The sequence below is a fragment of the Phenylobacterium sp. genome (assembly GCF_016124325.1).
Classification (GTDB): domain Bacteria; phylum Pseudomonadota; class Alphaproteobacteria; order Caulobacterales; family Caulobacteraceae; genus Phenylobacterium.
On the sequence record NZ_WGNY01000015.1, the window covers coordinates 1 to 25,545 of the forward strand.

General features: G+C 71.2%; 25 protein-coding genes. 13 read left to right on the forward strand and 12 right to left on the reverse strand.

Features of this window, described 5'->3' with window-relative positions; all coding sequences use genetic code 11:
- Window positions 1-359: 359 nt before the first annotated feature.
- Entirely contained in the window at window positions 360-896 is a 537-nt protein-coding gene (locus GC203_RS08210; protein ID WP_293453207.1) for a methylated-DNA--[protein]-cysteine S-methyltransferase, read from the forward strand.
- Window positions 897-984: 88 nt separating this feature from the next.
- Window positions 985-1,392: a hypothetical protein gene (locus tag GC203_RS08215; RefSeq protein ID WP_293453209.1), complete on the forward strand. Its 408-nt coding sequence runs from the start codon at window positions 985-987 to the stop codon at window positions 1,390-1,392.
- Between the two features lie 109 nt (window positions 1,393-1,501).
- Here GC203_RS08215 and GC203_RS08220 read toward each other — a convergent pair whose 3' ends face one another.
- On the reverse strand, window positions 1,502-3,625 hold the full coding sequence (locus GC203_RS08220) for a M3 family metallopeptidase (protein WP_293453211.1): 2,124 nt from the start codon (window positions 3,623-3,625) through the stop codon (window positions 1,502-1,504).
- Window positions 3,626-3,787: 162 nt separating this feature from the next.
- Between GC203_RS08220 and GC203_RS08225 the strand changes: the two genes are divergently transcribed.
- Both GC203_RS08225 and GC203_RS08230 read left to right on the forward strand, forming a co-directional pair.
- Complete coding sequence (locus GC203_RS08225) at window positions 3,788-4,639, forward strand: aspartate/glutamate racemase family protein (protein WP_293453213.1); 852 nt, start codon at window positions 3,788-3,790, stop codon at window positions 4,637-4,639.
- Window positions 4,640-4,654: 15 nt separating this feature from the next.
- Window positions 4,655-5,179 (forward strand): SRPBCC family protein, encoded by a 525-nt coding sequence (locus GC203_RS08230; protein WP_293453215.1) that lies wholly within the window; start codon window positions 4,655-4,657, stop codon window positions 5,177-5,179.
- On the opposite strand, the gene GC203_RS08235 is transcribed toward GC203_RS08230, so the two are convergent.
- A complete protein-coding gene (locus GC203_RS08235; protein ID WP_293453217.1) occupies window positions 5,176-5,886 on the reverse strand; it encodes a pyridoxamine 5'-phosphate oxidase family protein in 711 nt (236 codons plus the stop codon). The two genes, GC203_RS08230 and GC203_RS08235, sit on opposite strands and share 4 nt — an antisense overlap.
- A gap of 93 nt (window positions 5,887-5,979) precedes the next feature.
- Between GC203_RS08235 and GC203_RS08240 the strand changes: the two genes are divergently transcribed.
- Entirely contained in the window at window positions 5,980-7,434 is a 1,455-nt protein-coding gene (locus GC203_RS08240; protein WP_293453219.1) for a PLP-dependent aminotransferase family protein, read from the forward strand.
- Window positions 7,435-7,551: 117 nt separating this feature from the next.
- Here the strand turns inward: GC203_RS08240 and GC203_RS08245 are convergent, their stop codons facing one another.
- Together GC203_RS08245 and GC203_RS08250 are read right to left on the reverse strand one after the other, a co-directional pair.
- A complete protein-coding gene (locus GC203_RS08245; protein WP_293453221.1) occupies window positions 7,552-8,088 on the reverse strand; it encodes a carboxymuconolactone decarboxylase family protein in 537 nt (178 codons plus the stop codon).
- A gap of 94 nt (window positions 8,089-8,182) precedes the next feature.
- Entirely contained in the window at window positions 8,183-8,740 is a 558-nt protein-coding gene (locus GC203_RS08250) for a peroxiredoxin (RefSeq protein WP_293453223.1), read from the reverse strand.
- A 198-nt stretch (window positions 8,741-8,938) separates the two neighbouring features.
- Between GC203_RS08250 and GC203_RS08255 the strand changes: the two genes are divergently transcribed.
- Entirely contained in the window at window positions 8,939-9,838 is a 900-nt protein-coding gene (locus GC203_RS08255) for a hydrogen peroxide-inducible genes activator (RefSeq protein WP_293453225.1), read from the forward strand.
- A gap of 157 nt (window positions 9,839-9,995) precedes the next feature.
- Here the strand turns inward: GC203_RS08255 and GC203_RS08260 are convergent, their stop codons facing one another.
- Complete coding sequence (locus GC203_RS08260) at window positions 9,996-10,958, reverse strand: SDR family NAD(P)-dependent oxidoreductase (protein ID WP_293453227.1); 963 nt, start codon at window positions 10,956-10,958, stop codon at window positions 9,996-9,998.
- Window positions 10,959-11,074: 116 nt separating this feature from the next.
- Between GC203_RS08260 and GC203_RS08265 the strand changes: the two genes are divergently transcribed.
- The 3 genes from GC203_RS08265 to GC203_RS08275 all read left to right on the forward strand — a co-directional run bounded on the left by GC203_RS08265 (window position 11,075) and on the right by GC203_RS08275 (window position 12,629).
- Window positions 11,075-11,650 (forward strand): TetR/AcrR family transcriptional regulator, encoded by a 576-nt coding sequence (locus GC203_RS08265; RefSeq protein ID WP_293453229.1) that lies wholly within the window; start codon window positions 11,075-11,077, stop codon window positions 11,648-11,650.
- 117 nt (window positions 11,651-11,767) lie between these two features.
- Window positions 11,768-12,331, forward strand: a complete 564-nt coding sequence (locus tag GC203_RS08270; protein WP_293453231.1) for a PadR family transcriptional regulator — start codon at window positions 11,768-11,770, stop codon at window positions 12,329-12,331.
- A 4-nt stretch (window positions 12,332-12,335) separates the two neighbouring features.
- The gene (locus GC203_RS08275; RefSeq protein WP_293453233.1) at window positions 12,336-12,629 is read left to right on the forward strand and encodes a DUF2218 domain-containing protein; all 294 of its coding nucleotides are present in this window, start codon (window positions 12,336-12,338) and stop codon (window positions 12,627-12,629) included.
- A 100-nt stretch (window positions 12,630-12,729) separates the two neighbouring features.
- On the opposite strand, the gene GC203_RS08280 is transcribed toward GC203_RS08275, so the two are convergent.
- Window positions 12,730-14,820, reverse strand: coding sequence for a prolyl oligopeptidase family serine peptidase (locus tag GC203_RS08280; protein WP_293453235.1), 2,091 nt, complete (start codon window positions 14,818-14,820; stop codon window positions 12,730-12,732).
- Window positions 14,821-14,900: 80 nt separating this feature from the next.
- On the opposite strand from GC203_RS08280, the gene dapF reads away from it, so the two are divergent.
- From dapF to GC203_RS08295, 3 genes are read left to right on the forward strand one after another with little or no spacing between them, the layout of a single operon-like run.
- Window positions 14,901-15,722, forward strand: a complete 822-nt coding sequence (gene dapF / locus GC203_RS08285) for a diaminopimelate epimerase (protein WP_293453236.1) — start codon at window positions 14,901-14,903, stop codon at window positions 15,720-15,722.
- Entirely contained in the window at window positions 15,719-17,032 is a 1,314-nt protein-coding gene (mtaB, locus tag GC203_RS08290) for a tRNA (N(6)-L-threonylcarbamoyladenosine(37)-C(2))-methylthiotransferase MtaB (protein ID WP_293453238.1), read from the forward strand. Before dapF ends, mtaB begins: the two co-directional genes overlap by 4 nt.
- Entirely contained in the window at window positions 17,029-17,466 is a 438-nt protein-coding gene (locus GC203_RS08295) for a GFA family protein (RefSeq protein ID WP_293453239.1), read from the forward strand. The genes mtaB and GC203_RS08295 overlap by 4 nt, the downstream gene beginning before the upstream one ends.
- 121 nt (window positions 17,467-17,587) lie before the next feature.
- Here GC203_RS08295 and GC203_RS08300 read toward each other — a convergent pair whose 3' ends face one another.
- Window positions 17,588-18,781 carry an amidohydrolase family protein gene (locus tag GC203_RS08300; RefSeq protein WP_293453240.1) on the reverse strand — a complete coding sequence of 398 codons (1,194 nt, stop codon included), beginning with the start codon at window positions 18,779-18,781 and terminating at the stop codon, window positions 17,588-17,590.
- A 122-nt stretch (window positions 18,782-18,903) separates the two neighbouring features.
- On the opposite strand from GC203_RS08300, the gene GC203_RS08305 reads away from it, so the two are divergent.
- Window positions 18,904-19,743 (forward strand): TetR/AcrR family transcriptional regulator, encoded by an 840-nt coding sequence (locus GC203_RS08305; RefSeq protein ID WP_293453241.1) that lies wholly within the window; start codon window positions 18,904-18,906, stop codon window positions 19,741-19,743.
- Here GC203_RS08305 and GC203_RS08310 read toward each other — a convergent pair.
- From GC203_RS08310 to GC203_RS08330, 5 genes are all read right to left on the reverse strand, one after another.
- The gene (locus GC203_RS08310) at window positions 19,720-20,349 is read right to left on the reverse strand and encodes a TetR/AcrR family transcriptional regulator (protein WP_293453242.1); all 630 of its coding nucleotides are present in this window, start codon (window positions 20,347-20,349) and stop codon (window positions 19,720-19,722) included. The genes GC203_RS08305 and GC203_RS08310 overlap by 24 nt on opposite strands.
- 54 nt (window positions 20,350-20,403) lie before the next feature.
- Window positions 20,404-21,297 carry an Hsp33 family molecular chaperone gene (locus tag GC203_RS08315; protein WP_293453243.1) on the reverse strand — a complete coding sequence of 298 codons (894 nt, stop codon included), beginning with the start codon at window positions 21,295-21,297 and terminating at the stop codon, window positions 20,404-20,406.
- 242 nt (window positions 21,298-21,539) lie between these two features.
- Entirely contained in the window at window positions 21,540-23,129 is a 1,590-nt protein-coding gene (locus GC203_RS08320; protein WP_293453245.1) for a serine hydrolase domain-containing protein, read from the reverse strand.
- 47 nt (window positions 23,130-23,176) lie between these two features.
- On the reverse strand, window positions 23,177-24,115 hold the full coding sequence (gene argF / locus GC203_RS08325) for an ornithine carbamoyltransferase (protein ID WP_293453247.1): 939 nt from the start codon (window positions 24,113-24,115) through the stop codon (window positions 23,177-23,179).
- A complete protein-coding gene (locus tag GC203_RS08330) occupies window positions 24,112-25,299 on the reverse strand; it encodes an aspartate aminotransferase family protein (RefSeq protein ID WP_293453353.1) in 1,188 nt (395 codons plus the stop codon). The genes argF and GC203_RS08330 overlap by 4 nt, the downstream gene beginning before the upstream one ends.
- Between the last annotated feature and the right edge of the window lie 246 nt (window positions 25,300-25,545).

The following is a 25,545-nucleotide window of genomic DNA, read 5'->3' on the forward strand; positions in this document are numbered from 1 at the left end:
CAAGAGGGCCCAAACGCAGTCGACCCCCGTGCACGATTGCGTGGACGGGGGGCCTCGCCGCTCTCGTCCGATATGGGTATCGGGGTCGTAGCGGTGGAGGGCGCTGACCGAGGTTGGCGCCGGAAGGGCGCGCTTATGCGCCGAGAGCGCGGTTAGGTCAAGGAAGCGCTCATCGATGCTCCCCCTCAGGGGGAGCTCCGGCGGAGCCGGTGAGGGGGTTCCACTCAAACCGGCGCGCATCGCGGCTGCGAGCTCTGGGCGGACCCCCTCCGGCGCTTCGCGCCACCTCCCCCGAAGGGGAGGATCAAGATGTCCGAAAGCCGCCAGCGGCCTTCGGCGAACCGCACTATCTTCGCGCCATGACCCAATACGCCCTGTTCGACACCGCCATCGGCTTCGCCGGGATCGCGTGGAACGACGCGGGCCTCGTGGCCTGCCACCTGCCCGAGCGCGACGCCGAGACCGCGCGGCGCGGGTTCCTGCGGCGATTCCCCGAGGCGTCCGAGGCCGAGGTCCCCGTGGCGCTCGCCACGACGGTCGAGAACATCCGGGCGCTGATGCGCGGCGAGAAGGCGACCTTCGAGGACACACCGCTCGACCTTTCGCGCACGCCGGCCTTCCACGCCAAGGTCTATGAGATCGCCCGCGCCATCCCGCCGGGCGAGACGCTCACCTACGGCCAGATCGCCGAGAAGCTGGGCGACAAGCTGCTGGCCCGCGACGTCGGCGCGGCGCTGGGCAAGAACCCCTGGCCGATCGTCGTGCCCTGCCACCGGGTGACCGCGGCCGGCGGCAAGCCGGGCGGCTTCTCGGCGCGCGGCGGGGTGAACACCAAGCTGAAGCTGCTGGCCATCGAGGGCGCGGCGGCCGCGGCCCAGGCGGACCTGTTCGCCTGACGCGCTCCGGGCGGCGTGCGTGGCCGCGAAATTGCAGCGAACGGCCCGGGACCGCGAACGAATCCCGCAAAGCCACGTTTGATATCCGATGTCCGCCCGTCAGAACGCCGCCGCCTTCCTCGTCGCCGCCCTCGGCGCGCTCGCGCTGGGCGGCGTCGCCGAAGCCGCGACCTGCGGCGGTGAGGCGCCCGCCGACGCCGCCGAGATCCACGGCCCGGTCCTCGCCGTCCTGGACGGGCAGCGTCTCTGCGTCGCCCTGGGCGCCGATCCCGCGTCGTGGGCGACGGTCCGGATCGCCGACGCGGTCACCCGCGTGTCCACCGCCCCGCCCTCGCGCGGCGCGCTGATGGCCGCCAGCTTCGGCCAGGACGTCACCTGCCGGATCGTCGGGCGCGAAGCCGGCGCCGTCGTCGCCGAGTGCCGCACCGACCGCGGCTCGGTCGGCGCGCTGGCCGGCGACGCCGCCACGGTCGAAGCCGGCCGCGCCTGGCGCTAAGCGCGATCCGCAAAGGTGGAAGCCGGCTTTGCGATCAGATCGCGCTGGAACTTTTTGATCTAGAGCCCTTTTGTCCCGCTCAAACGGCTCCGTTTGAACGGGAAGGGCTCTAAGCCACCGGGAAGCCCTTGTCCCTGAGATAGGCCCCGACGTCCGGATCGCGCCCGCGGAAGTTCCGATAGGCGACGGCGGGGTCGATGGTGTTGCCCACGCTCATGATGTCGTCGTGCAGCTTCCTGGCCATGGCCTTGTCGTAGAGCCCGCCCGGCGCCTGCTTGAACGCCTCGACGGCGTCGAGCGCGATGACCTCGGCCCAGAGGTAGGAGTAGTAGCCGGCCGAATAGCTGTCGGAGGCGAAGATGTGCTGGAACTGCGGGGTGCGGTGGCGCATCGGCAGTTCGGACGGCATGCCCAGCTTGGCCAGTTCGTCGCGCTCGAACGCGTCGGGGTCGATGTCGGCGTCGCCGGCCAGGTGCAGCTTCATGTCGATCAGGGCCGAGGCGAGGTATTCGGTGACGTCGAAGCCCTGGCGGAAGGTGTGGGCCTTGGCGATCTTGTCCACCAGCGCCTGCGGGATCGGCTTGCCCGTCTTGTAGTGGACGGCGAAGCGGCTGAGCACCTCGTGGGTCGGCAGCCACGCCTCGTTCACCTGGCTGGGAAACTCGACGTAGTCGCGGAACACCTGGGTGCCGGCGAGCGAGGGATAGGTCACCGCCGAGTTCAGGCCATGCAGGGCGTGGCCGAATTCGTGGAACATGGTCTCGGCGTCGTCCCACGAGATCAGGACGGGATCGCCGGGCGCCGGCTTCACGAAGTTGGCGTTGTTGGAGACGATGGTGGTGACCTTGCCCTTGTAGGTCTGCTGGTTGCGATAGGCCTGCATCCAGGCGCCCGAGCGCTTGCCGGCCCGCGCGTAGGGATCGAAGTACCAGAGGCCCACGTGTTCGGGCCCGCGCCGCACCTCCCAGACCGTGACGTCGGGGTGCTGGACGGGCACGTCGGTGACCGGGTGGAACGAAAAGCCGTAGAGCTGGCCGGCCGCCCAGTGCATGCCCTCGCGCAGCTTGTGCATCTGCAGGTACGGCTTCACCTCGTTCATATCGAGGGCGTAGCGGGCGGTGCGCACCTTCTCGGCGTAGTAGCGATAGTCCCACGGCGCGATCTTCACGCCGGCGCCTTCCTTGTCGGCGATGGCCTGCATCTCGGCCACTTCCTCGTGGACGCGGGCGATGGCCGAGGGCCAGACGCGCATCATCAGCGCCATGGCGGCCTCGGGCGTTCCGGCCATGGAGTTGTTGGCCAGCCGCCAGTGGGCGTGGGTGGGGAAGCCCAGCAGCGCCGCGCGCTGGGCGCGCAGCTTGAGGATCTTCTGGATGACGGCGTTGTTGTCGTGCTTATCGCCGTTGTCGCCGCGATTGTAGAACGTCTTCCAGACCTGCTCGCGCAGGTCGCGGCGGTCGGAATAGGTGAGGAACGGATCGACCGACGAGCGGGTGTTGAGCACCGCCCACTCGCCCGCGCGGCCCTTCGACTTGGCCACTTCGGCGGCGGCGCCGCGGACGTCGGCCGGCAGGCCGGCGAGGTCGGCTTCCTTCAGGTAGAGGACGTAGTCGGTCTCGTCGGCGAGCAGGTTCTGGTTGAAGATCGTGAAGTAGGCGGCGAGTTGGAAGTTGATGGCCGCGAGCTGCTTCTTGGCGTCGGCGTCGAGCCGCGCGCCGTTCCGGACGAAGTTGTTCCAGCGGATCATGGTCAGCCGCTGGGCCTCCGGCGAAAGGCCCGACGTCTCGCGGGCCTGGTAGACCGCGTCGACCCGCTGGAACAGCTTGGCGTTCTGCAGGATCTTGTCCTGGTGGAAGGCGTACTTGGGCCGCAGCGCCTTGTCGGCCTCGCGCACCTCGGGCGTCGACAGCGTGCCGCTCCAGATCGAGTAGATCGTGGCGACCCGGTCGCCGGTCTTCCCGGACTGTTCCAGGGCGCCGATGGTGTTCTCGAAGGTCGGCGGCGCGGGATTCGCGGCGATGGCGTCGACCTCGGCCAGTTCCTGCGCCATGGCCGCCTCGGCCGCCGCCGCGAAGTCGGCCACCCTCACCTTGTCGAACGGTGGAACGCCGCCGTAGGGGCCTGTCCAGGGGGCGAGCAGGGGGTTGGCCCCTTCGGCGAGCGCGGCCGCCTGGGGCAGCAGGCTCGCGGCGGTCGTGGCGGCGGAAGCGGCGAGGAAGGTGCGCCGGCGCATGGGCACTCCGGGAGAGGATCGTGGGGAGGTCCGGAGTCTAGGATGATCCGACCGGGGCGTCACCCTGTGGCGGCCGCGACGAACGGCGCTGCACCGGCCTTGCACGGCAAGCGCGCCGCTGGCGGCGTCGACAGGCTCCAAGACGCCCGCTAACACCGGCGCATGAGCATCGGCGTGTTCGATTCCGGGGTGGGGGGACTGACCGTCCATCGCCGGCTCGTGGACCGGTTCGCGAAGGCGGACTTCATCTACCTGGCCGATCAGGCCAACGCGCCCTACGGCGGGCGGTCCGGCGAGGAGATCGTGGAACTGACCAAGGCCGGCTGCGTGCGGCTGTTCGAGGCCGGTTGCGACCTCGTGGTCCTGGCCTGCAACACCGCCGCCAGCGTGGCCCTGCGCCGGCTGCAGCAGACCTGGCTCCCGGGCTACCGCCGCGAACTGGGCCGGCCGGTCAACGTGCTGGGCATCGTGGTGCCGACGATCGAGGCGGCCACCGGCCTGCCCTGGGAGCACGAGGCCGAGCGGCGCGGCGACAAGGTGGAGAAGCTGGATATCCTGGGCGTCTTCTCGACGCCGGCCACGGCGGCGAGCCGCGTCTACGAGATCGAGATCGACAAGCGCCGGCAGGACGTGGCCGTCTTCTCCGAGCCCTGCCCCGAGCTGGCCCGGATGATCGAGGCCGGCGCGCCGCGCGACGAACTGGCCGCCGTGATCGAGGGCCACGTGAAGGCCCTGGCCCGGCGGATCGGGCGGCATCCCGACCGGGCGATCCTGGGCTGCACCCACTATGAGATCACCGCCGATCTCTTCCAGGCGGCCCTGCCGGCCGGCACGCCGCTGATCCGCCAGCCCGACGCCACCGCCGACGCCCTGGCGCGCTACCTGGAGCGCCATCCCGAATTCGACGCCGGCACAGGCGCCGTTCGCAGATTTCTGACCACCGGCAGGCCCGGCGCGCAGCACAGTCTCGTGGAGACTTTCTGGGGAGGCCCGCTAAGCTTCGAGCCGGCCTGACCCTGGGAGGCGGCGATGACGCGGTGGATGGCGGCGGGGCTGGCGGCCTTGGCGATGGCGGGCGCGGCGCGCGCCGAGGTGGTCGACAAGGGGGCGCAGGGCTTCCGGCTCAAGGTCGTGCGGCAGGTGGCGGCTCCGCCGGCCAAGGTCTACGCCGCCCTGGGCGAGGTGGGCCGGTGGTGGAGCGACGACCACACCTACTCCGGCAAGGCCGCCAACATGACCATGCCGCTCACGGCCAACGCCTGCTTCTGCGAGGCGCTGCCCGGCGGCGGCGGGGTGCGCCACGGCGTGGTGGAGCTGGTCATACCGGGTCAGACCGTGCGCATCGACGGCGCGTTCGGCCCGCTGCAGGACGAGGGCGTCTCGGGCGCGCTGACCTTCGCGCTCAAGCCGGCGGACGGCAGGACCGAATTGACCATAACCTACAACGTCGGCGGAGCGCGCGACTTCATCGTGGGCTTCGCGCCCGCCGTGGACGGGGTGATCACCCAGCAGGCCGACCGCCTGAAGGCCTACGTGGAAGGCGGCAAACCCTAGCCGTCGATCAACGCGCCGGCGGCTTCCGACAGCGCGTCGTCGAGGCGCGCGCCCTCGGCGTAGGGCGCGAGGTCGGCCGTCAGCGGGCCGCCGGGCATGCCGGGCTGCGGGATCGCCGCGCCGATGCGCGTCTCGACCGGGAAGACGCCGCTCCAGGCCGTCCAGCCGGCGTCCTCGGCCAGGTCGGACACCCCGCCGTCGCGCACCTTCGCGGACGCCTCCTCGATCTCCATCTCGACCAGGGCGACCTGCTTGAGCTCGGTCTCGGTGGCGGGGCGCAGCTTGAGCGCGCGGCCGGCGTAGAGCCGGTCGATGAAGGCGTCGAGGGCAGCGCGGCGGGCGTCCAGGTCCTCCACCGGCCGGGCGCGGCCGAACGCCATCACCGAACGGTAGTTGAGCGAATGGATGAAGCCGGAGCGGCCCACCACGAAGCCGTCCAGGAAGCTGACGGTGACGCAGACCGGAACGCCCGCGCCCACGGTCTTCAGCATCCGGCTGGCCGCGGCGCCGTGCCAGTAGAGCCGGCGTCCCTCGCGCCAGAAGGCGGTGGGCGTCACATAGGGCTGGCCGTCGATGACATAGCCGACGTGGGCCATGACCCCGGCGTCGAGGACGGCGTTGACCGCGGCCTCGTCGTAGCGGCCGCGCTGCGGGCGGCGGCGCACCCGCGAGCGGGCGGTGGGGGTGAAGGCGGCGTCGTCAGGCATGGCGGACCTCTTTTTCGGTTCGCGACTTGCGCGATCTGTGGTCTGCTGAACAGGTCCACTTGCGGACAACTGGACAGACCACTTGGGGCCATCATGAGCTGGGCCGACATCTACCCCTGGCGCAGCCCCGAGCCGGACGGGCCGGTGATCCGGCAGGTCTACGACCAGGTGCGCGGCGCCATCCACCAGGGCGCGCTGAAGCCGGGCGGCCGCCTGCCTTCCAGCCGCGACCTGGCCACGCGGCTGGGCGTGGCGCGGGCCTCGGTGGTGGCGGCCTACGACCAGCTGCTGGCGGAAGGCTACGCCGAGGGCCGGCACGGCTCGGGCACCTATGTCTCTGCAGACCTGTCGGGCGTGATCGACCTGGCCCAGGCGCCGGCCGCGCCCGTCGCGGCCGCGCCCGACCCGCCGATGACCCGGGCCCTGGAGGCGGTGATGGGCCTGCCGCCCCTGTCGCCGCACGCGCAGACCTTCTCCAACGGCCGCACCCTGATGGACGCCCGCGCCCAGGATGCCTGGGGCAAGTCGACCCGGCGGGCCCTGCGGGCGCTGAGCCCCGTCGACTTCGGCTATTCGGACCCCGCCGGCGACCCGCGCCTGCGTGCGGCGGTGGCCGACTATCTGCGCGCGGCCCGGGGCGTGGTCTGCGAGCCCGGCCAGGTGATCATCACCACCGGCGCGCAGCACGCCGTGGACCTGGCCGCGCGCCTGCTGCTGAAGCCCGGCGATGCGGTCTGGCTGGAGGATCCGGGCTATGCGCCCACCTGGCACGCCCTGGAGCAGGCCGGCGCGCGGACCGTGGGCGTGCCCGTGGACCGCCAGGGCCTGGTGGTTTCGGCCGGGGTCGCGGCGGCGCCCGAGGCCAGGGCCGCGTTCGTGACGCCGTCGCACCAGTACCCGCTGGGGGTGGCGCTCTCCATGGCGCGGCGGCTGGAGCTGATCGCCTGGGCGCGGGAGGCCGGCGCCTGGATCGTCGAGGACGACTACGCCTCGGAGTTCCGCTACGCGGGCCAGCCGCTGGCGTCCCTGCAGGGCCTGGATGGCGGCGAGCGGGTGATCTACGTGGGCACGCTGAACAAGGCGCTCTTCCCGGGCCTGCGGCTCGGATACATGGTGGCGCCCAGGGCCCTGGCCGAGCCGCTCGCGGCGATCCGCCGGATGACCGACCGCCAGCCGCCGACCCCCACCCAGGCGATCGTGCTGGACTTCATGGAGAGCGGGCAGTTCGCCGCCCACATCCGCCGCCGGCGTCTGGCCTACAAGGCCCAGCGCGACGCCCTGGTCGCGGCGCTGGATCGGCGGCTGGGCCACATGCTGGAGCCCGACGCGCCCGACCAGGGCATGCACTTGATCGCCTATCTGAAGGACGGCCGCTGCGACCTCGAGGCCGAGGCGTCGGCGCAGGCGCTGGGCGTGATCGCCCGCGCCATCAGCCCCCTCCACCACCGGGCGCCGGCGCACCCGGGACTGCTCCTGGGCTTCACCGGCTTTCCGGTCGCCGCCATGGACCCTGGCGTGGCCCGGCTGGCGGCGGCGCTGGGGGCGTAGGTCCTCCCCCATCGGGGGAGGTGGCGCGAAGCGCCGGAGGGGGTCCGCTCAGAAGACCGCGGCGGAACCCCCTCAGTCGGCTTCGCCGACAGCTCCCCCTGAGGGGGAGCATCCGTCTCACGCCGCGAGGGCTTGCTCGGCGGCGATAACCCGGCTGGCGGCGTTGACCACCGCGGCGATGCGCAGGGCGGTCTGGATCTGCGAGGCGGTGACGCCGTGCTTCTTCAGTTCGCTCTCGTGGGCGTCGAGGCACATGCCGCAGCCGTTCACGGCCGAGACGGCGGTGGACCACAGCTCGAAGTCCGCTTTGTCGACGCCCGGATTGGCCAGGACGTTCATGCGCAGCCGCGCCGGCAGGGTCTTGTACTCGCCGTTCGAGAGCAGGTGCAGCGAGCGGTAGTAGACGTTGTTCATGCCCATGATGGCGCCGGCCGCCTTGGCCGCGTCCTTGGCCTCAGGCGTCAGGCCGGCGGCGTCGGCGGCGGCCTCCACGGCGCGGACCACGGCCGGCACGCCCACCGCAGCGGCCGAGGCGACGAAGGCGCCCCACTTCTGCTGGTCGGAAAGCACCGTCTCGTTGGCGAGGCTGGAGAGGTTGAGGCTGATGTCCTTGGCATAGGCGGGCAGCGCCTCGCGCAGGCTGTCGAGGGACATGGAAATCTCCGGATCTGGAAGAAGAAAATCCGGGAGACGCACAGGGGGAAAGGCGGCGTCTCCCGGACAAGAACCCTAAGAACCGCTGGTGTGCTTACGCGGCCTTGAGGGTCTCCCCGCCAACCGCTCGGTTGCACGGGCAGAGCTCGTCGGTCTGGAGGGCGTCGAGCACCCGCAGGGTATCCTGCGGGTTCCGGCCCACATTGAGATTCGTCACATAGACGTGCTGGATCACGTTGTGCGGATCGACGACGAAGGTGGCGCGCAGGGCGGCGCCCTCAGCCTCGTCGAACACGCCCAGCGCGCGGGCGAAGTTCGCGCCGTTGTCGGCGAAGTTCCAGATCGCCAGTTCGTTGAGGTCCGGGTGCTCGCGGCGCCAGCCGAGCTTGCAATGCTCGTTGTCGGTCGAACCGCCCAGGACCACCGCGTCGCGGTCGGCGAACTCGCCGTTGAGGCGGGCGAACTCGGCGATCTCGGTCGGGCAGACGAAGGTGAAGTCCTTCGGATAGAAGAAGATGACCTTCCACTTGCCGTCGAAGCTGTCGTTGGTGAGCGTCTCGAAGGCGCTCTCGCCACGCTCTTCGTGACGCATGAACTTCGGCTTCACGCCGACGATCTTGAATTCGGGCAGAGTCTCTCCGACACCCAACATATAATTGAATCTCCTATGAATTGCGGGATCGACCGCTGCGCGGCCGTGTAAGGGGGAGATAGGGTGGCCGCCATCAAAGTTCAAATCGATAGTTTTTTGAATTTGGATAGATCGTAGCTATATAAGGCCAAGCTTGGCCCGCGCGCCCGGGAATGGACCTCCGGCGCGCCATCGGCTGGGATGACGGGATTCCACACGATGCTCCTGCCCACGATCCGCCAGCTGCAGTACCTGAAGCTGCTCGCCGAACAGGGCGCGTTCGGCAAGGCGGCCGAGGCGGCGCACGTCACTCAGCCGACGCTCTCGGCCGGCATCCAGGAGCTGGAACGGACGCTGGGGGCGCCGGTCGTCGACCGGGCGCGGACCGGCGTGATCCTGACGCCGGTGGGCGAGGAGGCGCTGCGGCGCGCCACGGCGATCCTCAACGAGGCCGAGGAACTGGTCGAGGCGGCCAAGAACGCCGGCCAGCCGCTGACCGGGCGCTTCCGGCTGGGGGTGATCCCGACCATCGCGCCGTTCCTGCTTCCGGGCGCCCTGCCCCTGCTGCGCCAGCGCTACCCGAAGCTGCGCCTGTTCCTGCGCGAGGACCTGACCCAGCGGTTGATCGCCCAGCTCAAGGCCGGGCGGCTGGACGCGGCGCTGATCGCGCTGCCCTTCGAGACCGCCGGGCTGGAATGGGCGCACGTGGCCGACGACGAGCTGCTGGCCGCCATGCCCGCCGACAGCCCCCTGGCCAGCGCGGCCTCGGCGGCGCCCGAGGCGCTGGAGCGCGAGAACCTGATCCTGCTGGAGGACGGCCACTGCCTGCGCGAGCACGCGCTGTCGGCCTGCCGCCTGACGCCGTCGCGCCTGGGCCTCGGCGAGGAGCCGTTCGAGGCCACCTCCCTGCCCACGCTGGTGCAGATGGTGGGCTCGGGCCTGGGCGTCACCTTCCTGCCCCAGATGGCGGTGGAGGCGGGGCTGGCCAAGGTGCCGAACGTCGCCGTCCGGCCGATCGAGGCCGAACACGCCGCCCGGGAGATCGTGGTCGCCTGGCGCGCGGGCTCGAACCGCGCCGCCGAAGGCAAGCTGCTGGCCGAGGTGCTGAAGGACGTCTGAGCCCCTTCCCGTCATCCCGGGCCTTGTGCCTGGGATCCCTCTATCCGCCACCGTGCGCGCGCCGGTCGTTCCACGGGCCAGCCGCTAGCTCAATGCGGCTTGGAGAGGGACCCTCGCCACATGGGCGAGGGTGACGGTGAGGCGAAGGTGACGCGCCTCAGAACGTCTCGCCGACCAGTTCCTCGCTCTTGGCCCACAAGGCCTGGGCGCGGTCGGGGTCGATGGCGTAGGAGCGAACCCCGCCGCGCGTCATGTCGTCCCCGTCCCTGACTTCGGCCACATGGCAGTCCTCGCAATAGTGGCCGCCGACCGCATCGGCCGCCGCGACGACGCCGGCCCAGACGGACGTCGCCGCGCCCTGCGGGATGGTCTTCCATTCGAAGGCGGGCCCGCCGGCCGCCCGGGCGGCGGTGACGCTGTCGATCATCTGCTGCATCGCCTCCGGCGTCATGTGACGGCCGAGCTCGGTCTGGATGCCGCCGGGATGCACCGCCGTCGCCCGGACGCCGCGCGCCTTGTGGCGGCGGTCGAACTCGACGGCGAACAGGACGTTGGCGGTCTTGGACCGGCCGTAGGCGCCGAACGGGGTGTACTCAGTGCGCTCGAAGCCCGGGTCGTCGAGATCCACGTCGGAGAAGCGGTGCCCGGCCGAGGCCAGGGAGACCACCCGCGAGCCCGCCTTCAGCAGGGACGCCAGGCGGTTGATGAAGACGAAGTGGCCCAGGTGGTTGGTGCCGAACTGGGTCTCGAAGCCGTCGGCGGTCTTGCCGAGCGGCGTGGCCATGACGCCGGCGTTGGCGATGACCAGGTCGAAGGGCTCGCCCTTGGCGACCAGCGCGTCGGCGCAGGCGCGCACGCTGGCGAGATTGGCGAGGTCGAGCTCCACCAGCTCCAGCGCGCCGCCGTTCGCGGCGGCCGCCCGCACGGGCTCGGTGGCGCGGCGGGCCTTGTCGAGGTCGCGCGCGGCGCCGACCACATGGGCGCCGTGCGCGGCGAGCGCCCGGGCGGTCTCGACGCCCAGGCCGGCCGAGACGCCGGTGACCAGCACGCGCTTGCCGGAAAGGTCGACGCCGGCCAGGACGTCGTCGGTGGTGGAGGTGGCTCCGAAAGGTCCGCTCATGGACGCATGCTCCGTCGGGAAAGATCGTTGCGGGGAAGCCGGGCGCGTCATTATATGAAGCGGAGGGCTCCTCCGGATATATGCGGAGGTTGCCTCCGTTTTGCAAGGGGGCATCGTTGAGCGTCGAAGCCAACAGGGTGCGAAAGCCGCGGGCCGACAGCCTGCGCAACCGCGAGCAGCTGCTGGAGGCCGCGAAGGCGGCGTTCGGCGAAATCGGCGCCGACGCGCCCCTGGAGGAGATCGCGCGGCGCGCCGGCGTGGGCATCGGCACGCTTTATCGCCACTTCCCCACCCGCGAGGCGCTGCTGGCGGCCGTCTATCGGCGCGAGGTGGAACAGCTTTCGGGATCGGCCGAGACCCTGCTGGCCGAGCGCCAGCCGGCCGAGGCGCTGGAGGCCTGGCTGCACCTGCTCGTGGACTACATGGCGACCAAGCGGATGATCGCCCCGGCCCTGCAGGCCTCGCCCGGCGAGGGCGCGGCGGCCTACGCCTCGTCGGGCGCGGCGATCTCGGCCGCGATGGCCCGGCTGGCCGGGGCGGCGATCACCAGCGGCGACATCGTCGCGGTCACCCCCGACGACCTCACCCGGATGCTCATGGGCGTCGCCTACGGCTACGACCAGCCCGGCTGGGAGCCCAGCGCGCGGCGGCTGATCGGCATCATGATGGCGGGCCTGCGCCGGTCGCGCTGACTGCGCCCGCGTGAAAATTCCGACATAATTCGATACAGTCTAAATTAGCGCTTGCGGCCCGGCGCAGTTTCGATATATCTGCCAATCAGACATATCGAAATAGGGTCTAAGACACAAATGCACAGACACTTCTACGAAGGGCGTTTCCACCGCGGACGGCATGGCTGGGGCGGCCGGATGGGCCATGACACGGATCGGCACGAACGCCGCGGACGCCGCCGGTTCGGCCGGTTCTTCGAGCACGGCGACCTGCGGTTCGTCGTCCTGGCTCTCCTGGAGGAACAGCCCCGCCACGGCTACGAGCTGATGAAAGAGCTGGAGGACCGCACGGGCGGCGCCTACCGCCCCTCGCCCGGCGTGGTCTATCCGACCCTGGCGCTGCTGGAGGACGAGGGCCTGATCCGCCAGGCCGCCGACCCCGAGGGCGGGCGCAAGCTGTTCGAGATCACCGACGCCGGCAAGGCCGAGGTCGAGCGCAACCGCCCCATGATCGACGGCGTCCTGCAGCGCATGGAAGACGTCTCGCGCCAGGCGGGTCCCGGCCGGCCGCGGCTGGCGCGGGCCATGATGAACCTCGGCATGGCGCTCAAGAACCGCATGGCGCGCGACATCACCCCCGAGGAGCTCGACCGGATCGTCAACATGATCGACGACACCGCCGCGGCGATCGAGCGGAGCTGAGGCGATGCGATCCAGCGCCACGGTTCCGACCACCCACGCCCACCGCTACCTCGTCCAGCTCTGCAAGCACTTCGACCACCGCGCGCCGGCCGCCTTCGACGCCCGCAGCGGCCATATCCGGTTCGAGGCCGGCGAGGTGCGCCTGCGCTCGGCCCCGGAGACCTTGATGGTGATCGCCGAAGCCGCGGAGCCCGAGGGGCTCGAACGCCTGGAGAAGGTGGTCGAGAGCCACCTGAAGCGCTTCGCCTTCCGCGAACCCGAACTGGCGGTGGACTGGAGTCGCCCGCGGACCGCCTGAAGCCGAACCGGGATTGCCCGCGTATTTCCTCCCCGAGTCGCCCGTCGAGCGGCGCTCGAACCCTGGGCCTCCGCGCTGCGGAGGCCCTCTTTTTTCGCCCTCAGTCCATCAGCTTCTGGGCCAGATAGACGTAGTGGCGCGCCCAGCGCCGCGCATTGAGTTCGGGGTCGGCATCGTTGGCGTGACCGCCGAAGGTCTGCTCGTAATAGAGGTAGGGATCGCCGAGCGCGGCCAGGGCGGCGGCGAACTTCCGCGCATGGCCCGGATGGACCCGGTCGTCGCGGGTGTTGGTGGTGATGTAGGGCTCCGGATATTTCACGCCGGGCTTGAGGTTCTGGTAGGCCGAATACCTGGCGATGAAGGCGCGGTCGGCCGGGACGTCGGGGTCGCCATACTCGCCCACCCAGGACGCGCCCGCGGACAGGTGGTTGTAGCGCAGCATGTCGATCAGCGGGCTTTCGATGACCGCGGCGTTCCACAGCTCGGGATGCTGGGTGATCGACACGCTGGTCAGGACGCCGCCGTTCGAGCGGCCGTAGATGCCGAGCCGACGCGGTGACGTGATCCCGCGGGCGGCGAGGTCCTTGGCCACGGCGGCGAAGTCGTCGAAGGCGAGCTGGCGCTTCTCGCGCAGCACCGACTGGTGCCAGGCCGGGCCGAACTCGCCGCCGCCGCGGATGTTGGCGATGACGTAGGCGCCGCCGCGCTCCAGCCAGATCCGGCCCATCTCGGGCAGGTAGATCGGCGGCTTGGCGACCTCGAAGCCGCCGTAGCCGTACATGATGGTGGGCGTGGAGCCGTCGGGCTTCATGTCCTTCGGGCAGACCACGAAGTAGGGAATCTTCGTCCCGTCGGAGGACGTGGCCCAGAACTGTTCGACCACGTCCTTCGAGGCGTCGAACCGGGGCGGCAGCGCCTTGACCTTGCCGGCCGTGTCGGCGGCCGCGTCGGCCAGCCACAGGGAGGTGGGGTCGAGGAAGCCCTCGGCGGTGGCGAACAGCCGGTCGCTGTGGCCGTCGGTGTCCACCAGGGTCAGGTTGGCGCCCTGCGGCAGCGGAAGACGCTTCGACGCCCAAGCGCCGTCCTTGAACGCATAGACGTCGATCGCGCCCTTCACGTCCTCCAGCAGCGCGATGACGAGGCGGCCATCGGTGGCGTCGATCTGCTGCACGGCCTGGCGCGGTCCGGGCTGGAAGATCAGCGTCGGCTTGGCGTGAGCGGCGTCGGCCTTCAGGGCGGTGAGATCGTAGGCGATCACCGCGCCCGCGCCGAAGCCGTTCCAGGCCTCCTTGAGGTCGAACACCACCTGGCCGGAGACATAGGCTTGGTAGTCCGCCTTGGGCGGCAGGGGGATGCGCACGAGGCCATGGTCGGTCGCGAGGCTGTACTCGCTCTCGAAGAAGGTGACGGCGCGGTTGACGATGACGCCATCGGTGAGGCCGCCTTCGCCATGGAGGACACTCGGCTGGGCCGAGACGTCCGTCTTCTCGCCGCGGAACACCTCGCCGGCCGCCAATTGCTGACCAATTCCGCCGCGATTCAGAATCTTCACGACGTAGGCGTAGCCAGACGTCGTGACTTCGCCGGGCGTCCACTCCCTGGCGACGAGGAGCGTGTTCTTGTCGATCCAGTCGACGCTCTGCTTGCCGGTCGGGAACCGGAAGCCGCCCTCGACGAAGGCCTTCTTCGCGATGTCGAACTCGCGGATCTCGACGGCGTCGCCGCCGCCGTCGGAAAGGCGGACCAGGCACAGGGTTTCGGCGGGCTTCAGGCAGGTCGCGCCCTTGAAGAACCAGTTCCTGCCCTCGGCCTTCGAGAGCGCGTCGAGGTCGATCAGCGTGTCCCAGGCCGGCGTCTCGGTCCGGTAGCTTTCCAGGCTGGCGTGGCGCCACAGGCCGTGGACGTGGGCCGCGTCCTGCCAGAGGTTGTCGACGCCGCCGGCGCGGAAGCGGGGCATGGGGATGCGGTCCTGCGCCGTGAAGATCGCCAGGGCCTGCTTGCGGAACACCTCGTAGCGCGGGTCCTTCTCCAGGCGGTCCGCCGTGCGGGCGTTCTGCTGCTCGACCCAGGCCATCGACTTGGCGGAGTCGACATCCTCAAGCCAGGCGAAGGGGTCGGGCTGCGCCGCCTCGGCATGGACGGCCAGCGGGGCAAGGGCGAGCGCGGCGACCGCGCAGACGAGGGATTTCATGCCCCATCTCTAGCGGCAGAGGGCCGCGTCTGTCAGGTCCGCGTGCGACGAGCGGCGTCTTCGCCTATATAGCCGCGGTCATGACCCGCCCGTTCCTGAAGATGAACGGCCTCGGCAACGACTTCGTCGTGCTCGAGACCCGCTCCGGCCCGTTCTCGCCGACGGCCGAGGAGGTGCGCGCCATCGCAGACCGCGAGACGGGGATCGGCTGCGACCAGCTCATCGTGATCGAGCCGATGACCGGCGCCGACGCGCGGGTGCGGTTCTGGAACGCCGACGGCGAGGAGGTGGGCGCCTGCGGCAACGGCACGCGATGCGTCGGCTGGCTGCTCATGCAATCGACCGGCAAGAACGAGGCGGTGATCGAGACCCAGGCCGGACGCCTCGTCGCCACGCGCGCCGGCGACCGGCTGGTCAGCGTCGACATGGGCGAACCGCGCCTCGACTGGCGCGACATCCCGCTGGCCGAGGAACACGACACCCGCGCCCTGGACGTGGCGCTCTACGACCACCCGGCGCTGAAGGCGGCGCCCGGGTGCGTCTCGATGGGCAACCCGCACGTGGTGTTCTTCGTGGACGACATCGACGCCGCGCCGGTGGCCGAGGCGGGCCCGGCGGTGGAGCGCCATCCCCTGTTCCCGGCGCACGTGAACGTCGGCTTCGCCCAGGTGAAGGGCCCCGACCGCATCCGCCTGCGGGTGTGGGAGCGCGGCGCGGGGCTGACCAAGGCCTGCGGCACGGGCGCCTGCGCGGCGCTGGTGGCGGCGGCGCGGCGCGAGCTGACCGGCCGGCACGCGACCCTGGAGCTGGACGGCGGCGAGCTGTTCGTCGAATGGCGCGACGACGGCCATGTGATCATGACCGGCCCGGCGGCCGTGGACTTCGCGGGCCACCTCCCATGAAGGACGTGACGCCCGAGATCGCCGCCGAGGTCCATCCCGAGGCCGACGTCGACATCGTCACCTTCGGCTGCCGGCTGAACGCCTACGAGAGCGAGGTGATCCGCCGGCGGGCGGCCGAGGACGGGCTGTCCGACGCCATCGTCTTCAACACCTGCGCGGTGACGGGCGAGGCGGTGCGCCAGGCGCGGCAGGCGATCCGCAAGGCGCGGCGCGAGCGGCCGGGCGCGAAGCTGATCGTCACCGGCTGCGCGGCCCAGATCGATCCCGCGGCTTTCGCCGCCATGGCCGAGGTGGACCTCGTGCTGGGCAACGCGGAGAAGACCGAGGCCGGCGCCTACGCGCCCCCGAAGTTCGACGCCGAACCGGCGCGGGTGCGCGTGAACGACATCATGAGCGTGCGCGAGACGGCCGGGCACCTGATCGACGGGCTGAAGGACCGGGCGCGCGCCTACGTCGAGGTCCAGAACGGCTGCGACCACCGCTGCACCTTCTGCATCATCCCCTACGGCCGCGGGAACTCGCGTTCGGCGCCGGCGGGCGAGGTGGTGGCGCAGGTCCAGCGCCTGGCCGCCCAGGGCTACCGCGAGGTGGTGCTGACGGGCGTGGACGTCACGAGCTGGGGCGCCGACCTGCCGGGCCAGCCGACCCTGGGCCAGCTGGTGGCGCGCATCCTCAAGCTGGTCCCCGAACTGCCGCGCCTGCGCCTGTCGTCGATCGACGCCGCCGAGATCGACCCCGACCTGCTGCGCTGCCTGGCGGAAGAGCCGAGGCTGGCGCCCTACCTGCACCTGTCGCTGCAGGCGGGCGACGACATGATCCTGAAGCGGATGAAGCGCCGCCATTCCCGCGCCGACGCCCTGAAGCTGGCCGCCGAGGTGCGCGCGGCGCGGCCCGACGTCGCCTTCGGTGCGGACCTGATCGCCGGCTTCCCGACCGAGACGGACGAGATGTTCGAGAACACCCTGGCGCTGGTCGAGGACGCGGAACTGGCCTTCCTGCACGTCTTCCCGTTCAGCCCCCGCCCCGGCACGCCGGCGGCGCGGATGCCGCAGGTGGCCCGCGACGTGGTCAAGGCGCGCGCGGCGCGGCTGCGAGCGGCGGGCGAGGCGGCGCTGGCCCGACACCTCGACGCCCAGGTCGGCCGCACGCTCGACGGGCTGGTCGAGCGGCCGGGGGTCGCCCGCGCGCCCGACTTCACCGAGATCGCCTTCGCCGGCGAGGCCGAGGTCGGCGGGATCGCAGCCATGACCGTCACCGGCCACGACGGCAGGCGCCTGATCGCCACCGTGCGCGTGCGGGAGGCCGCGTGAGCGTCACGGGCGGCTGCCAGTGCGGCGCGGTGCGCTTCTCGGCCAGCGGCCTGGGCGAAGCCAGCATCTGCCACTGCCGGATGTGCCAGAAGGCCACCGGCGGACTCTTCGGCCCCTATGTCGCGCTGGACGGCCTCACCTGGACCCGCGGCGAGCGCAAACGGTTCCAGAGCTCCAACAAGGTCTGGCGCGGCTTCTGCGCGGCCTGCGGCACGCCGCTGACGTGGGAGCATGTCGGCGGCCTGACGTCGGTGATGGTGGGCGTGCTCGACGATCCGACCGCCGTCCGGTTCAGCGAGCAGCTGGACAGCCCGAGCAAGCTTCCGGGCTTCGACGCCCTGGCTGACCTGCCGGCCCACGATCCGACCGAGCCGCGGGCGGCGGCGCACCTGGCGAGCATCGTCGGCCTGCAGCACCCCGACCACGACACCTGAGGACGGCTCTAGAGCGCGATCCGCAAAAGTGGAACGCGGTTTTGCGATCAGATCGCGCTCAAACCTTTGATTTAGCGCCTTTTTGTCCCGTTCAAATGATTCCATTTGAACGGGAAAGGCTCTAGGCGGACGCCAGCGCGGGTCTGCGAGCCTCGGCCGTCCGCGCCATGCCGCCCGGGCCGATCATCTCCTCGAAGTTGGTCCGGTAGAACTTCTCCTTCGACGCCTCGTCGAGGTCGCCCATCGTCCGCTCGAAGCGGCCCAGCGGATCGTTGGTCCCCTCAGGGTGCGGGTAGTCGCTTGAGAACATGAACAGCTCGGCGCCCCCGTCGGCGATCATGCGGCCCACGTCCTCGCCCGGGAACGGCGTGAACTTGATGGCGCGGCGGATGTACTGGGACGGCGTCATCGGCATCGCCTGCAGGTAGGGGTCGGTGCGCTTGAAGCTCTTGAAGCCGAGGTCAAGCTCGCGGAGGAACTCCGGCGCCCAGCCCGCGCCCGCCTCGATGACGCCGCCGCGCAGCTTCGGGAAGCGCTCGAAGACGCCGTCGTAGACCATGGCCGTCAGGAACACCTGCGGCGCGAAGCTCAGCATGATGTAGTCGGCGAAGCGCAGGTTCTCGCCGCCGCCGTGCAGGTCGGGGGCGCGTTCGCGCCCGTTGTTGCGGAAGGCCTTGGGCTGGGTCTTGGTCCCCGGCCCGATGTGCAGGACGAACGGGACGTCGGCCTCGCAGAGGCGCGCCCAGATCGGATCGAAATCGGGGTGGCCGGGCGAACGCTCGCCCGCCGGCCCGGCCGACACCCAGATCGCGCCGTTGCCGGCTTCGAGCGCGGCGTTGGTCTCTTCCAGGGCCCGCGCCGGATTGTCGAGCGGGACATAGGCCACGCCGATCAGCCGCGGATCGCCGGCGCAGAAGGCGCCCATGGCGAGGTTGTGGGCGCGGACACCGCCGTAGAGCGCGTCCTCGGTCTTGGCGGCCAGGGCCGGCGCCAGCGACGAGGTGGCGAACACGAGCTGGGACGAGAAGCCGAAGGAATCCAGCACCCGGCGACGCTCGTCGGCGTCGAAGGCCCCGAACGCCGACCATCCCTTGGGCCCGGCGATGGCGTTGTCGAGCGCCCTGGCCTCGGCTTCCGCGTCGCCCTTCCGCGCCTTGGCCGCGTCGAGCAGCTTGTCGATCCGGCCCGGCTCGCGGCCGTAGAGCGGCTTCAGCTCGCCCTTGAGCGCCGCGTCGAGGAAGGGATCGAGCCACTCCCGCGTCTCCATGACGTGGCTGTCGGCGTCATGAACGATCCGGCCGCTGACGTAGGTCATCTCGCATTCCCCCTGCGCATATTGACTATCACACCAATAGACTCGAAGACCGCGAGACGGCAACCCGAATCCGGCGCGAGGGCGGCCTTGCCGTGACGCGTGCGATGGGGCATCGGCGAAGGATGCGACGAACGGGCAAGACCACCGCGACGGCCGAGCCGCCGAGCCGCGAGGCGCTGTACGCCCGTGTCTGGGAAGAGCCGCTGGCGGACGTGGCCGCCGACCTGGGGCTCAGCCGCACGGGCCTGGCCAAGCTGTGCGCGCGCCTCGGCGTGCCCTGCCCGCCGCGCGGCTACTGGGCGCGGAGGCGCCGCGGCGACGTCGAACCGCCGCCCGGCCTGCCGGCGACCCCGGACGCGCCGCGCCGGCGCCTCGACCCCGAGGACCGACGCGCGCAGATCCTCGACGTCGCTGCGAACCTCATCGGCCATGAGGGCGTGCACGCCGCCAGCCTGAAGCGGATCGCCGGCGAGGCCGGCGTGAGCGAGGCGCTGGTCCAGTCCTACTTTCCCCGGCAGGCCGACGTGCTGGTCGAGCTGGCGCGGAGAGAGCTCGAAACCCTGAGGCTGGCCCAGGCGGCCGAGATCGAAGGCGGATCGACGGCCGCCGAGCGCCTGGCCCGCTCGACCACCGCCTACCTGCGTCATGTGGAGCGCCGGGGCGCGCTGCTGCAGCTGCTGCTGGGCAATCCGGCCGTCCGCGAGGGCCTGCGGTCCGAGCGGGACGCCTCCCGCGCCGTCCGCGGCCGCGCGGTGGCCGAGCGCTTCTCGCGGGACTCCGGCGTCGATCCCGACATCGCGCTGTGCGCCACGACCATCCTGACCGCGGTCTGCCTGCGCGCGGGCCGGCTGCTGGCGCGGGGCCGCATCGACCTCGCCCAGGCCGAGGCGCTCAGCCAGGCGATGGTGCGCCAGGGCAACCGGCGCATCGCGCGGCTGTCACGCGGCCGGAGCCCCGCCTAGCGAAGCCAGGCAGCCCAGGGTGAGCTCCCGGCAGCTCACCCGCGCCGCCTCCGGCGCCACGGCGCCCTGCCAGGCGAGCCGCCCGGCCTCCTCGGGCGCCGTCAGGATCAGGTTCACGGCGGCCACGGCCTCGCGCGCGGACAACCCGTGGCCGCGGCGGATCCGCCGGGCGAAGCCGCCCAGGATGCGGTCGCGCAGGCGGCGCGCCCGCTCGGGCAGGCGGCCGCGCATGTAGGGGTCGCGATAGATGAGGTGCAGGATGGGGCCGCGCCGCTCGACATGGGCGCGATAGGCCTCGGCCGCGGCGCAGGCGGCGTCGGCGAGATCGGCGCGGCCGGCGGCGTCCGCGAGACCGTGGGCCTCGAGATCGTCGAGTTCGGCCTCCACGAGCGCGGCGTAGAGGTCATGCTGCCGGGGGAAGTGGGCGTAGATCAGGGCCTTGCTCACGCCGGCGCGGCGCGCCAGGGCCTCCATCGACGCCGGGAGGTAGCCCTGGGCCAGGACCACGACGCGCGCCGCGGCGACCAGGGCCGCACGGCGCTCCGCAGCCGACAGCCGTCCCGGGCGGGACCCTGGCGGCGGCGAGGCGGTAGGGCTTGGAGGCAAGGCGGACCACGGGGATGAGGCGCCGAACCTAGACCACCGCGCGGCTCAGCGGAATCAGGCGCTGGCGAGCACGCCCGGCTCCACCGCATAGACCCGGCTGCAGTACTCGCAGGTGACGCGGATCTTGCCGTCGGGTTCGACCATCTCGTCGCGCTCGGCCGCGTCGAACGACTTCAGCACCGTCTCGATGCGCTCCTGGCTGCAACGGCAGAAGGCTCGCAGCGGCTTGGAGCCGAACACCCGCACCCCGTCCTCGTGGAAGAGGCGAAACAGCAGGCGGTTCGACGAGAGGTCGGCGTCGAGCAGCTCGTCCTCGCCGATGGTCTCGAAGAACGCCTGGGTGCGCGTCCAGGCCTCCTGGGTGGAGCCCCGGGCGTCGTCGTCGGCGATGTACTGCACGAGGAAGCCGCCGGCGCGCCAGGCGCCCCCCTCGCCGCCCACCGCCAGGCGGACCCGCGTGGGCGTCTGCTCGGACTGGGCGAAGTACTGCTCGGCGCAGAGCGCCAGGGTCTCGCCCTGGATGTCGGTGACGCCCTGGTAGCGGTCCATCGCCGCGCCCTGGTCGACGGTCATCATGAAGACGCCCTCGCCCAGCAGCGACTTGGCCCCGGGACGCTGGAAGCCCCCGGACGCGGCCTCGACCTCGGCCGCGTCGAAACGGCAGTAGCCGCGCAGGCCGCCGGAGGTGTCGTAGTCGGCGACGACGTAGCGCACGGCGCCGGCGCCGCGGGCCTCGACGATCAGCCGGCCTTCGAACTTGAGATTGGAGCCCACGAGGGCGGCGAGCGCGCAGGCTTCGCCCAGCAGATTGGCCACGGGCTCGGGGTAGGCGTGGCCGCGCAGCACCTCATCGATCGCGGGGCCCAGGCGCACCACGCGGCCGCGCACGGGCTCGCCGTCGATCTGGAAGGCGCCGACGACGTCGTCGGGAATGGCAGGATCGGACATGGCGCCAATATAGGCCGCGTCGGCCCGGTTGCGAACGCGGCGGGTCGTCCTAGGGCCTGCGTCCGAAATAGGTTGCCGACTCGATCAACCGCCCCGCGTCGTCATCGCCCGGCTTGTCCGGGCGACCCATGAACACGGACATCGGCCGGTTTGGCGGCGACGGCGCGGCGTTCATGGATGGCCCGGACAAGCCGGGCCATGACGATCTATAATCTTCTTAAGCTGTTGGCCGGACCTTCAACCTAAGGCTGGCGCACGAAGTCCATGGCGTAGATGCGGCCGCCCGTGACGCGCAGCGCGGCAACCTGGCCATCGGCGCCGCGGATCACGCGGATCAGCGCGCCGGTCCCACGGAAGGCGTCGCGGTAGAGCGGCTCGGCGACGACCGGCTCGGCGGGCCGGTCGGGGTGGACGAGCACCAGCTTTCCGTCCCGGAGCTCGGCGGTCAGGACAGCGCCCGCCTCGTCGCTCGCATAGGTCCCGACGAGCGCCGCCAGCTCGTCGGCCGTGGGCGTGACGGGCGTGACCCGCCGATAGCCGATCGTCTCACCATCGGGCGTATGGCGCAGGACGCCGCCCGTCGAGAACGCGAAGGTCGACCCGCGCCCGGCGTAGCCGCCCGCCGCGTCCGGCGTGAGCCAGCCCACCCCCGTGGCGCCGAGGCGGCCCCGGCGCGCGGCGACCTTCAGCACCCCGCCGGTCCGCTCGTCGACGTAGAGGCCGGGCAAGGCGTCCAGATCGGCCGCCGGGGTCGCGGCCGGCGGCGGCGCGGCGGGCGCCGACGGCAGATAGAGGTCGACCACCTGGTGGGCCAGCTCGGTCGGATTGACGTCGCCTTCGTTGCAGAGCAGCGCCACCGACAGGCCGCGGGCCGGCAGCCGGCCCAGCCAGGCGCGATAGCCGGCCGTGGAGCCGCTGTGAGCGACCTCGGCTTCCCCACGCCAGGTCTGCACGAAGAGCCCGCGGGCGTAGGCGATCTTCCGCCCGCCGGTGAGCGTGGCCCGCTCCTGCAGCTGGGCGGTGACCTTCGGCCCGAGCTTCCCGTTCGTGAGGGCGTCGTTCCAGACCAGCAGGTCGCCGACCGTGGTGAGCAGGCCGCCGTGGCCGTAGGTGTTCTCGAACGGCATCTGCTGTTCGAAGCCGCCGCCCTTGCGCGCCTCGTAGGCGACCGCCCGGCCGGGCACGATGCGGCGGAAATCGTCGCGCCAGGCGGTGTGGGTCATGCCGAGCGGCTGGAACAGGCGGTCGCGGGTGAAGTCGGCGAGGCTCTGGCCGCTCACCCGCCCCACGATGATGGCGGCCAGATTGTAGCCGGTGTTGGTGTAGGAATAGGCCTCGCCCGGCGCGTAGTTGAGCGCGCGCTGGCGGGCGGCGATCTGCAAAGTCTCGGCGTTGGCGTAGACCCGCGTCGTCCGGGGCCAGCCCGCCAGGGACATCACGTCGCCCCAGTCACGCAGCCCGCTGGTGTGGGAGAGCAGCATGTCGATGGTGATCGGCCGCTCGTAGGCAGGCATCTCGGGCAGGTATTTGCGGATGTCGTCGGAGAGCGCGAGCTTGCCCTCGCCCGCCAGCAGCAGGATCGAGGCGGCGGTGAACTGCTTGGAGACCGAGCCCGCCTCGAAGACGGTGTCGGGGGTGACCGGGACGGCGTGCTCCAGATCGGCCGAGCCGTAGCCGCGGAACATCTGCGCCGCGCCCGCCGATTCCACGCCGATGGCGCAGCCCGGCGTCTGCGGCGTGAAGCGCGAGAACAGGGCGTCGAACCCCGCAGGCGCGGCATGGGCGCCCGCCCCCGTCGCCAGGGCGAGCGCCAGACCGGCTGCAAACTTCATCACGTCTCCTCCCGGGCGCCTGGCGGAGCCCGGCGCCCCCGCCACGGTCAGATCGCCCCGAAGCACCAGGCCAGGATCGACTTCTGGGCGTGGATCCGGTTTTCGGCCTCGTCCCAGATCAGGCTCTGCGGACCGTCGATGACCTCATCGGTCACCTCTTCGCCGCGGTGCGCCGGCAGGCAGTGGAGGAACACCGCGTCCTTGGCGGCCATGCCCATGAGCCGGCTGTCCACCTGGTAGGGCTCCAGCGCCTCGATACGCTCGTCGTGGTCGGTGTCGCCCATGGAGACCCAGGTATCGGTGATCACGCAGTCGGCGCCGCGGACCGCCTCGACCGGGTCCTGGGTGGTCAGGATCTGTCCCTGTTCGCCGGCGGCGCGGGCGAGATCCATCATGTCAGGGTGGTAGACCGCCGGCGTGGCGATGTTCAGCCGGAAGCCCAGCTTGGGCGCGGCCTGGATGAAGCTGGAGCACATGTTGTTGCCGTCGCCGACCCAGGCGAAGGTCTTGCCGTGGACGCTGCCGCGGTGCTCCTCGAAGGTCATCAGGTCGGCCATGATCTGGCACGGGTGGCCGCGGTCGGAGAGCCCGTTGATCACCGGCACGGTGGCGAAGTGGGCGAAGCGCTCGACGTCCTCGTGGACGTTGGCGCGGATCATCACCGCGTCCACCATGCGCGACAGCACGCGGGCGGTGTCCTCCACCGGCTCGCCGCGGCCGAGCTGCATGTCGACCGCGTTGGAGATGATCACGTCGCCGCCCAGCTGGCGCATGGCCGCGTCGAACGAGAAGCGCGTCCGGGTGGAGTTCTTCTCGAAGATCATGGCCAGGGTGCGGTGGCGCGCGGGGTGATCCTCGTCGGGCCGGCCCTTGGGCCAGCCGGCGCGGCGGGCCTTGCGGGCCTTGGCGTCCTCAAGGATGACGCGCAGGTCGGTTCCGCTCAGGCGCCAGAGGTCGAGGAAGTGACGGGGTGGCGCGGCGCTCATGCCGCGCCCGCCGTTTCCTCGCGCGCCTTGGCCTGGGCCGCCTCGCAGGCCTTCTCCATGAGGCCGATGGCCTCGCGGGCTTCCTCGAGGGTGAGCGTCAGCGGCGGCAGGAGGCGCACGCAGTTGTCGCCGCCGCCGGCGATGAGCAGGTGCTGGTCGCGGGCGTACTGCATGAACTCGCGGTTGGGCGTGGCCAGCTTGACGCCGATCAGCAGGCCCTTGCCGCGGATGTCGAGCACCACGTCGGGGAACCGGTCCTTCAGGCCCGAGAGCTGCTGATTGAGATAGCCGGCCACTTCGCGCACATGGGCGAGCAGCTCGGGCTTCACCAGTTCTTCCACCGAGGCGACGCCGACCGCCATGGCCAGCGGGTTGCCGCCGTAGGTGGAGCCGTGGGAGCCCGGCGTCATGCCGGCGGCCGCCTGGACGGTGGCCAGGCACGCGCCCACCGGGAAGCCGCCGCCCAGCGCCTTGGCCACCGCCATGATATCCGGCGGCGCGTCGGCCCACTCGTAGGCGAAGAGCTTGCCGGTCCGGCCCAGGCCGCACTGGATCTCGTCGTAGATCAGCAGCGTGCCGGTCTCGTCGCAGAGCTGGCGGATCGCCTTCAGCTCGGCCTCGGTCCACGAGCGCGCGCCGCCCTCGCCCTGCACGGGCTCGAGCAGGATGGCCGCGGTGGTCGGGCCCACCAGCTTCTTCAGCGCTTCGATGTCGCCGAATTTCGCGTGGACGAAGCCGGGCAGTTCAGGGCCGAAGCCCTCGACGTAGCTGGGGTTGCCGGCGGCGAAGATGGTGGCCAGCGTGCGGCCGTGGAACGAACCGTCGAAGCCGATGATGTCGATCTTCTCAGGGTTCCCCTTGGCCCAGTGATACTTGCGCGCGGTCTTGATCGCGCACTCGATCGCCTCGGCCCCGGAATTGGTGAAGAACACCACGTCGGCGAACGTGTGGGCCGTAAGAAGGTCGGCCAGCTTCTCCTGGTTGGGGATCCGGAAGATGTTCGACGTATGCCACAGCTTCTCGGCCTGATCCTTCACCGCCTGGACCAGCTTGGGATGGCTGTGGCCGAGCGCGGTCACGGCGATGCCCGCCATGCAGTCGAGATAGGCGTCGCCCTCGGCCGTGTAGAGTCGCACGCCCTCGCCTCGCTCGAACGCCAGCGGGGCGCGTGCGTAGACGCCCATGAGGTGGTCGCTGGGAACGTGCGGCGTGGTCGTGTTGGCCACTGGGAGAGCCCTCCAAAATGGAACGTCCCCGCGCGCCGAGGCGGCGGGGACCGGAAGGCTTGGCGTTTTCCGCTCGAAGGCCTCGCGTGTCAATGTTCCGCCGCGGGCGATCCTAGGCTTCGCGCATGACCGGTTGGCGACAGTCGGACCGCCCGGCGGCTCGGATCACGCTCGCGACGCTGACCCGCCGCCGCGGCGCGACGC

Bases quoted from the DNA above. Each gene is read 5' to 3' on its own strand.
- GC203_RS08210 (WP_293453207.1), top strand. From the start codon at position 360: ATGACCCAATACGCCCTGTTCGACACCGCCATCGGCTTCGCCGGGATC.
- GC203_RS08215 (WP_293453209.1), top strand. From the start codon at position 985: ATGTCCGCCCGTCAGAACGCCGCCGCCTTCCTCGTCGCCGCCCTCGGC.
- GC203_RS08220 (WP_293453211.1), bottom strand. From the start codon at position 3,625: ATGCGCCGGCGCACCTTCCTCGCCGCTTCCGCCGCCACGACCGCCGCG.
- GC203_RS08225 (WP_293453213.1), top strand. From the start codon at position 3,788: ATGAGCATCGGCGTGTTCGATTCCGGGGTGGGGGGACTGACCGTCCAT.
- GC203_RS08230 (WP_293453215.1), top strand. From the start codon at position 4,655: ATGACGCGGTGGATGGCGGCGGGGCTGGCGGCCTTGGCGATGGCGGGC.
- GC203_RS08235 (WP_293453217.1), bottom strand. From the start codon at position 5,886: ATGCCTGACGACGCCGCCTTCACCCCCACCGCCCGCTCGCGGGTGCGC.
- GC203_RS08240 (WP_293453219.1), top strand. From the start codon at position 5,980: ATGAGCTGGGCCGACATCTACCCCTGGCGCAGCCCCGAGCCGGACGGG.
- GC203_RS08245 (WP_293453221.1), bottom strand. From the start codon at position 8,088: ATGTCCCTCGACAGCCTGCGCGAGGCGCTGCCCGCCTATGCCAAGGAC.
- GC203_RS08250 (WP_293453223.1), bottom strand. From the start codon at position 8,740: ATGTTGGGTGTCGGAGAGACTCTGCCCGAATTCAAGATCGTCGGCGTG.
- GC203_RS08255 (WP_293453225.1), top strand. From the start codon at position 8,939: ATGCTCCTGCCCACGATCCGCCAGCTGCAGTACCTGAAGCTGCTCGCC.
- GC203_RS08260 (WP_293453227.1), bottom strand. From the start codon at position 10,958: ATGAGCGGACCTTTCGGAGCCACCTCCACCACCGACGACGTCCTGGCC.
- GC203_RS08270 (WP_293453231.1), top strand. From the start codon at position 11,768: ATGCACAGACACTTCTACGAAGGGCGTTTCCACCGCGGACGGCATGGC.
- GC203_RS08275 (WP_293453233.1), top strand. From the start codon at position 12,336: ATGCGATCCAGCGCCACGGTTCCGACCACCCACGCCCACCGCTACCTC.
- GC203_RS08280 (WP_293453235.1), bottom strand. From the start codon at position 14,820: ATGAAATCCCTCGTCTGCGCGGTCGCCGCGCTCGCCCTTGCCCCGCTG.
- dapF (WP_293453236.1), top strand. From the start codon at position 14,901: ATGACCCGCCCGTTCCTGAAGATGAACGGCCTCGGCAACGACTTCGTC.
- mtaB (WP_293453238.1), top strand. From the start codon at position 15,719: ATGAAGGACGTGACGCCCGAGATCGCCGCCGAGGTCCATCCCGAGGCC.
- GC203_RS08300 (WP_293453240.1), bottom strand. From the start codon at position 18,781: ATGACCTACGTCAGCGGCCGGATCGTTCATGACGCCGACAGCCACGTC.
- GC203_RS08305 (WP_293453241.1), top strand. From the start codon at position 18,904: ATGCGACGAACGGGCAAGACCACCGCGACGGCCGAGCCGCCGAGCCGC.
- GC203_RS08315 (WP_293453243.1), bottom strand. From the start codon at position 21,297: ATGTCCGATCCTGCCATTCCCGACGACGTCGTCGGCGCCTTCCAGATC.
- GC203_RS08320 (WP_293453245.1), bottom strand. From the start codon at position 23,129: ATGAAGTTTGCAGCCGGTCTGGCGCTCGCCCTGGCGACGGGGGCGGGC.
- argF (WP_293453247.1), bottom strand. From the start codon at position 24,115: ATGAGCGCCGCGCCACCCCGTCACTTCCTCGACCTCTGGCGCCTGAGC.
- GC203_RS08330 (WP_293453353.1), bottom strand. From the start codon at position 25,299: ATGGGCGTCTACGCACGCGCCCCGCTGGCGTTCGAGCGAGGCGAGGGC.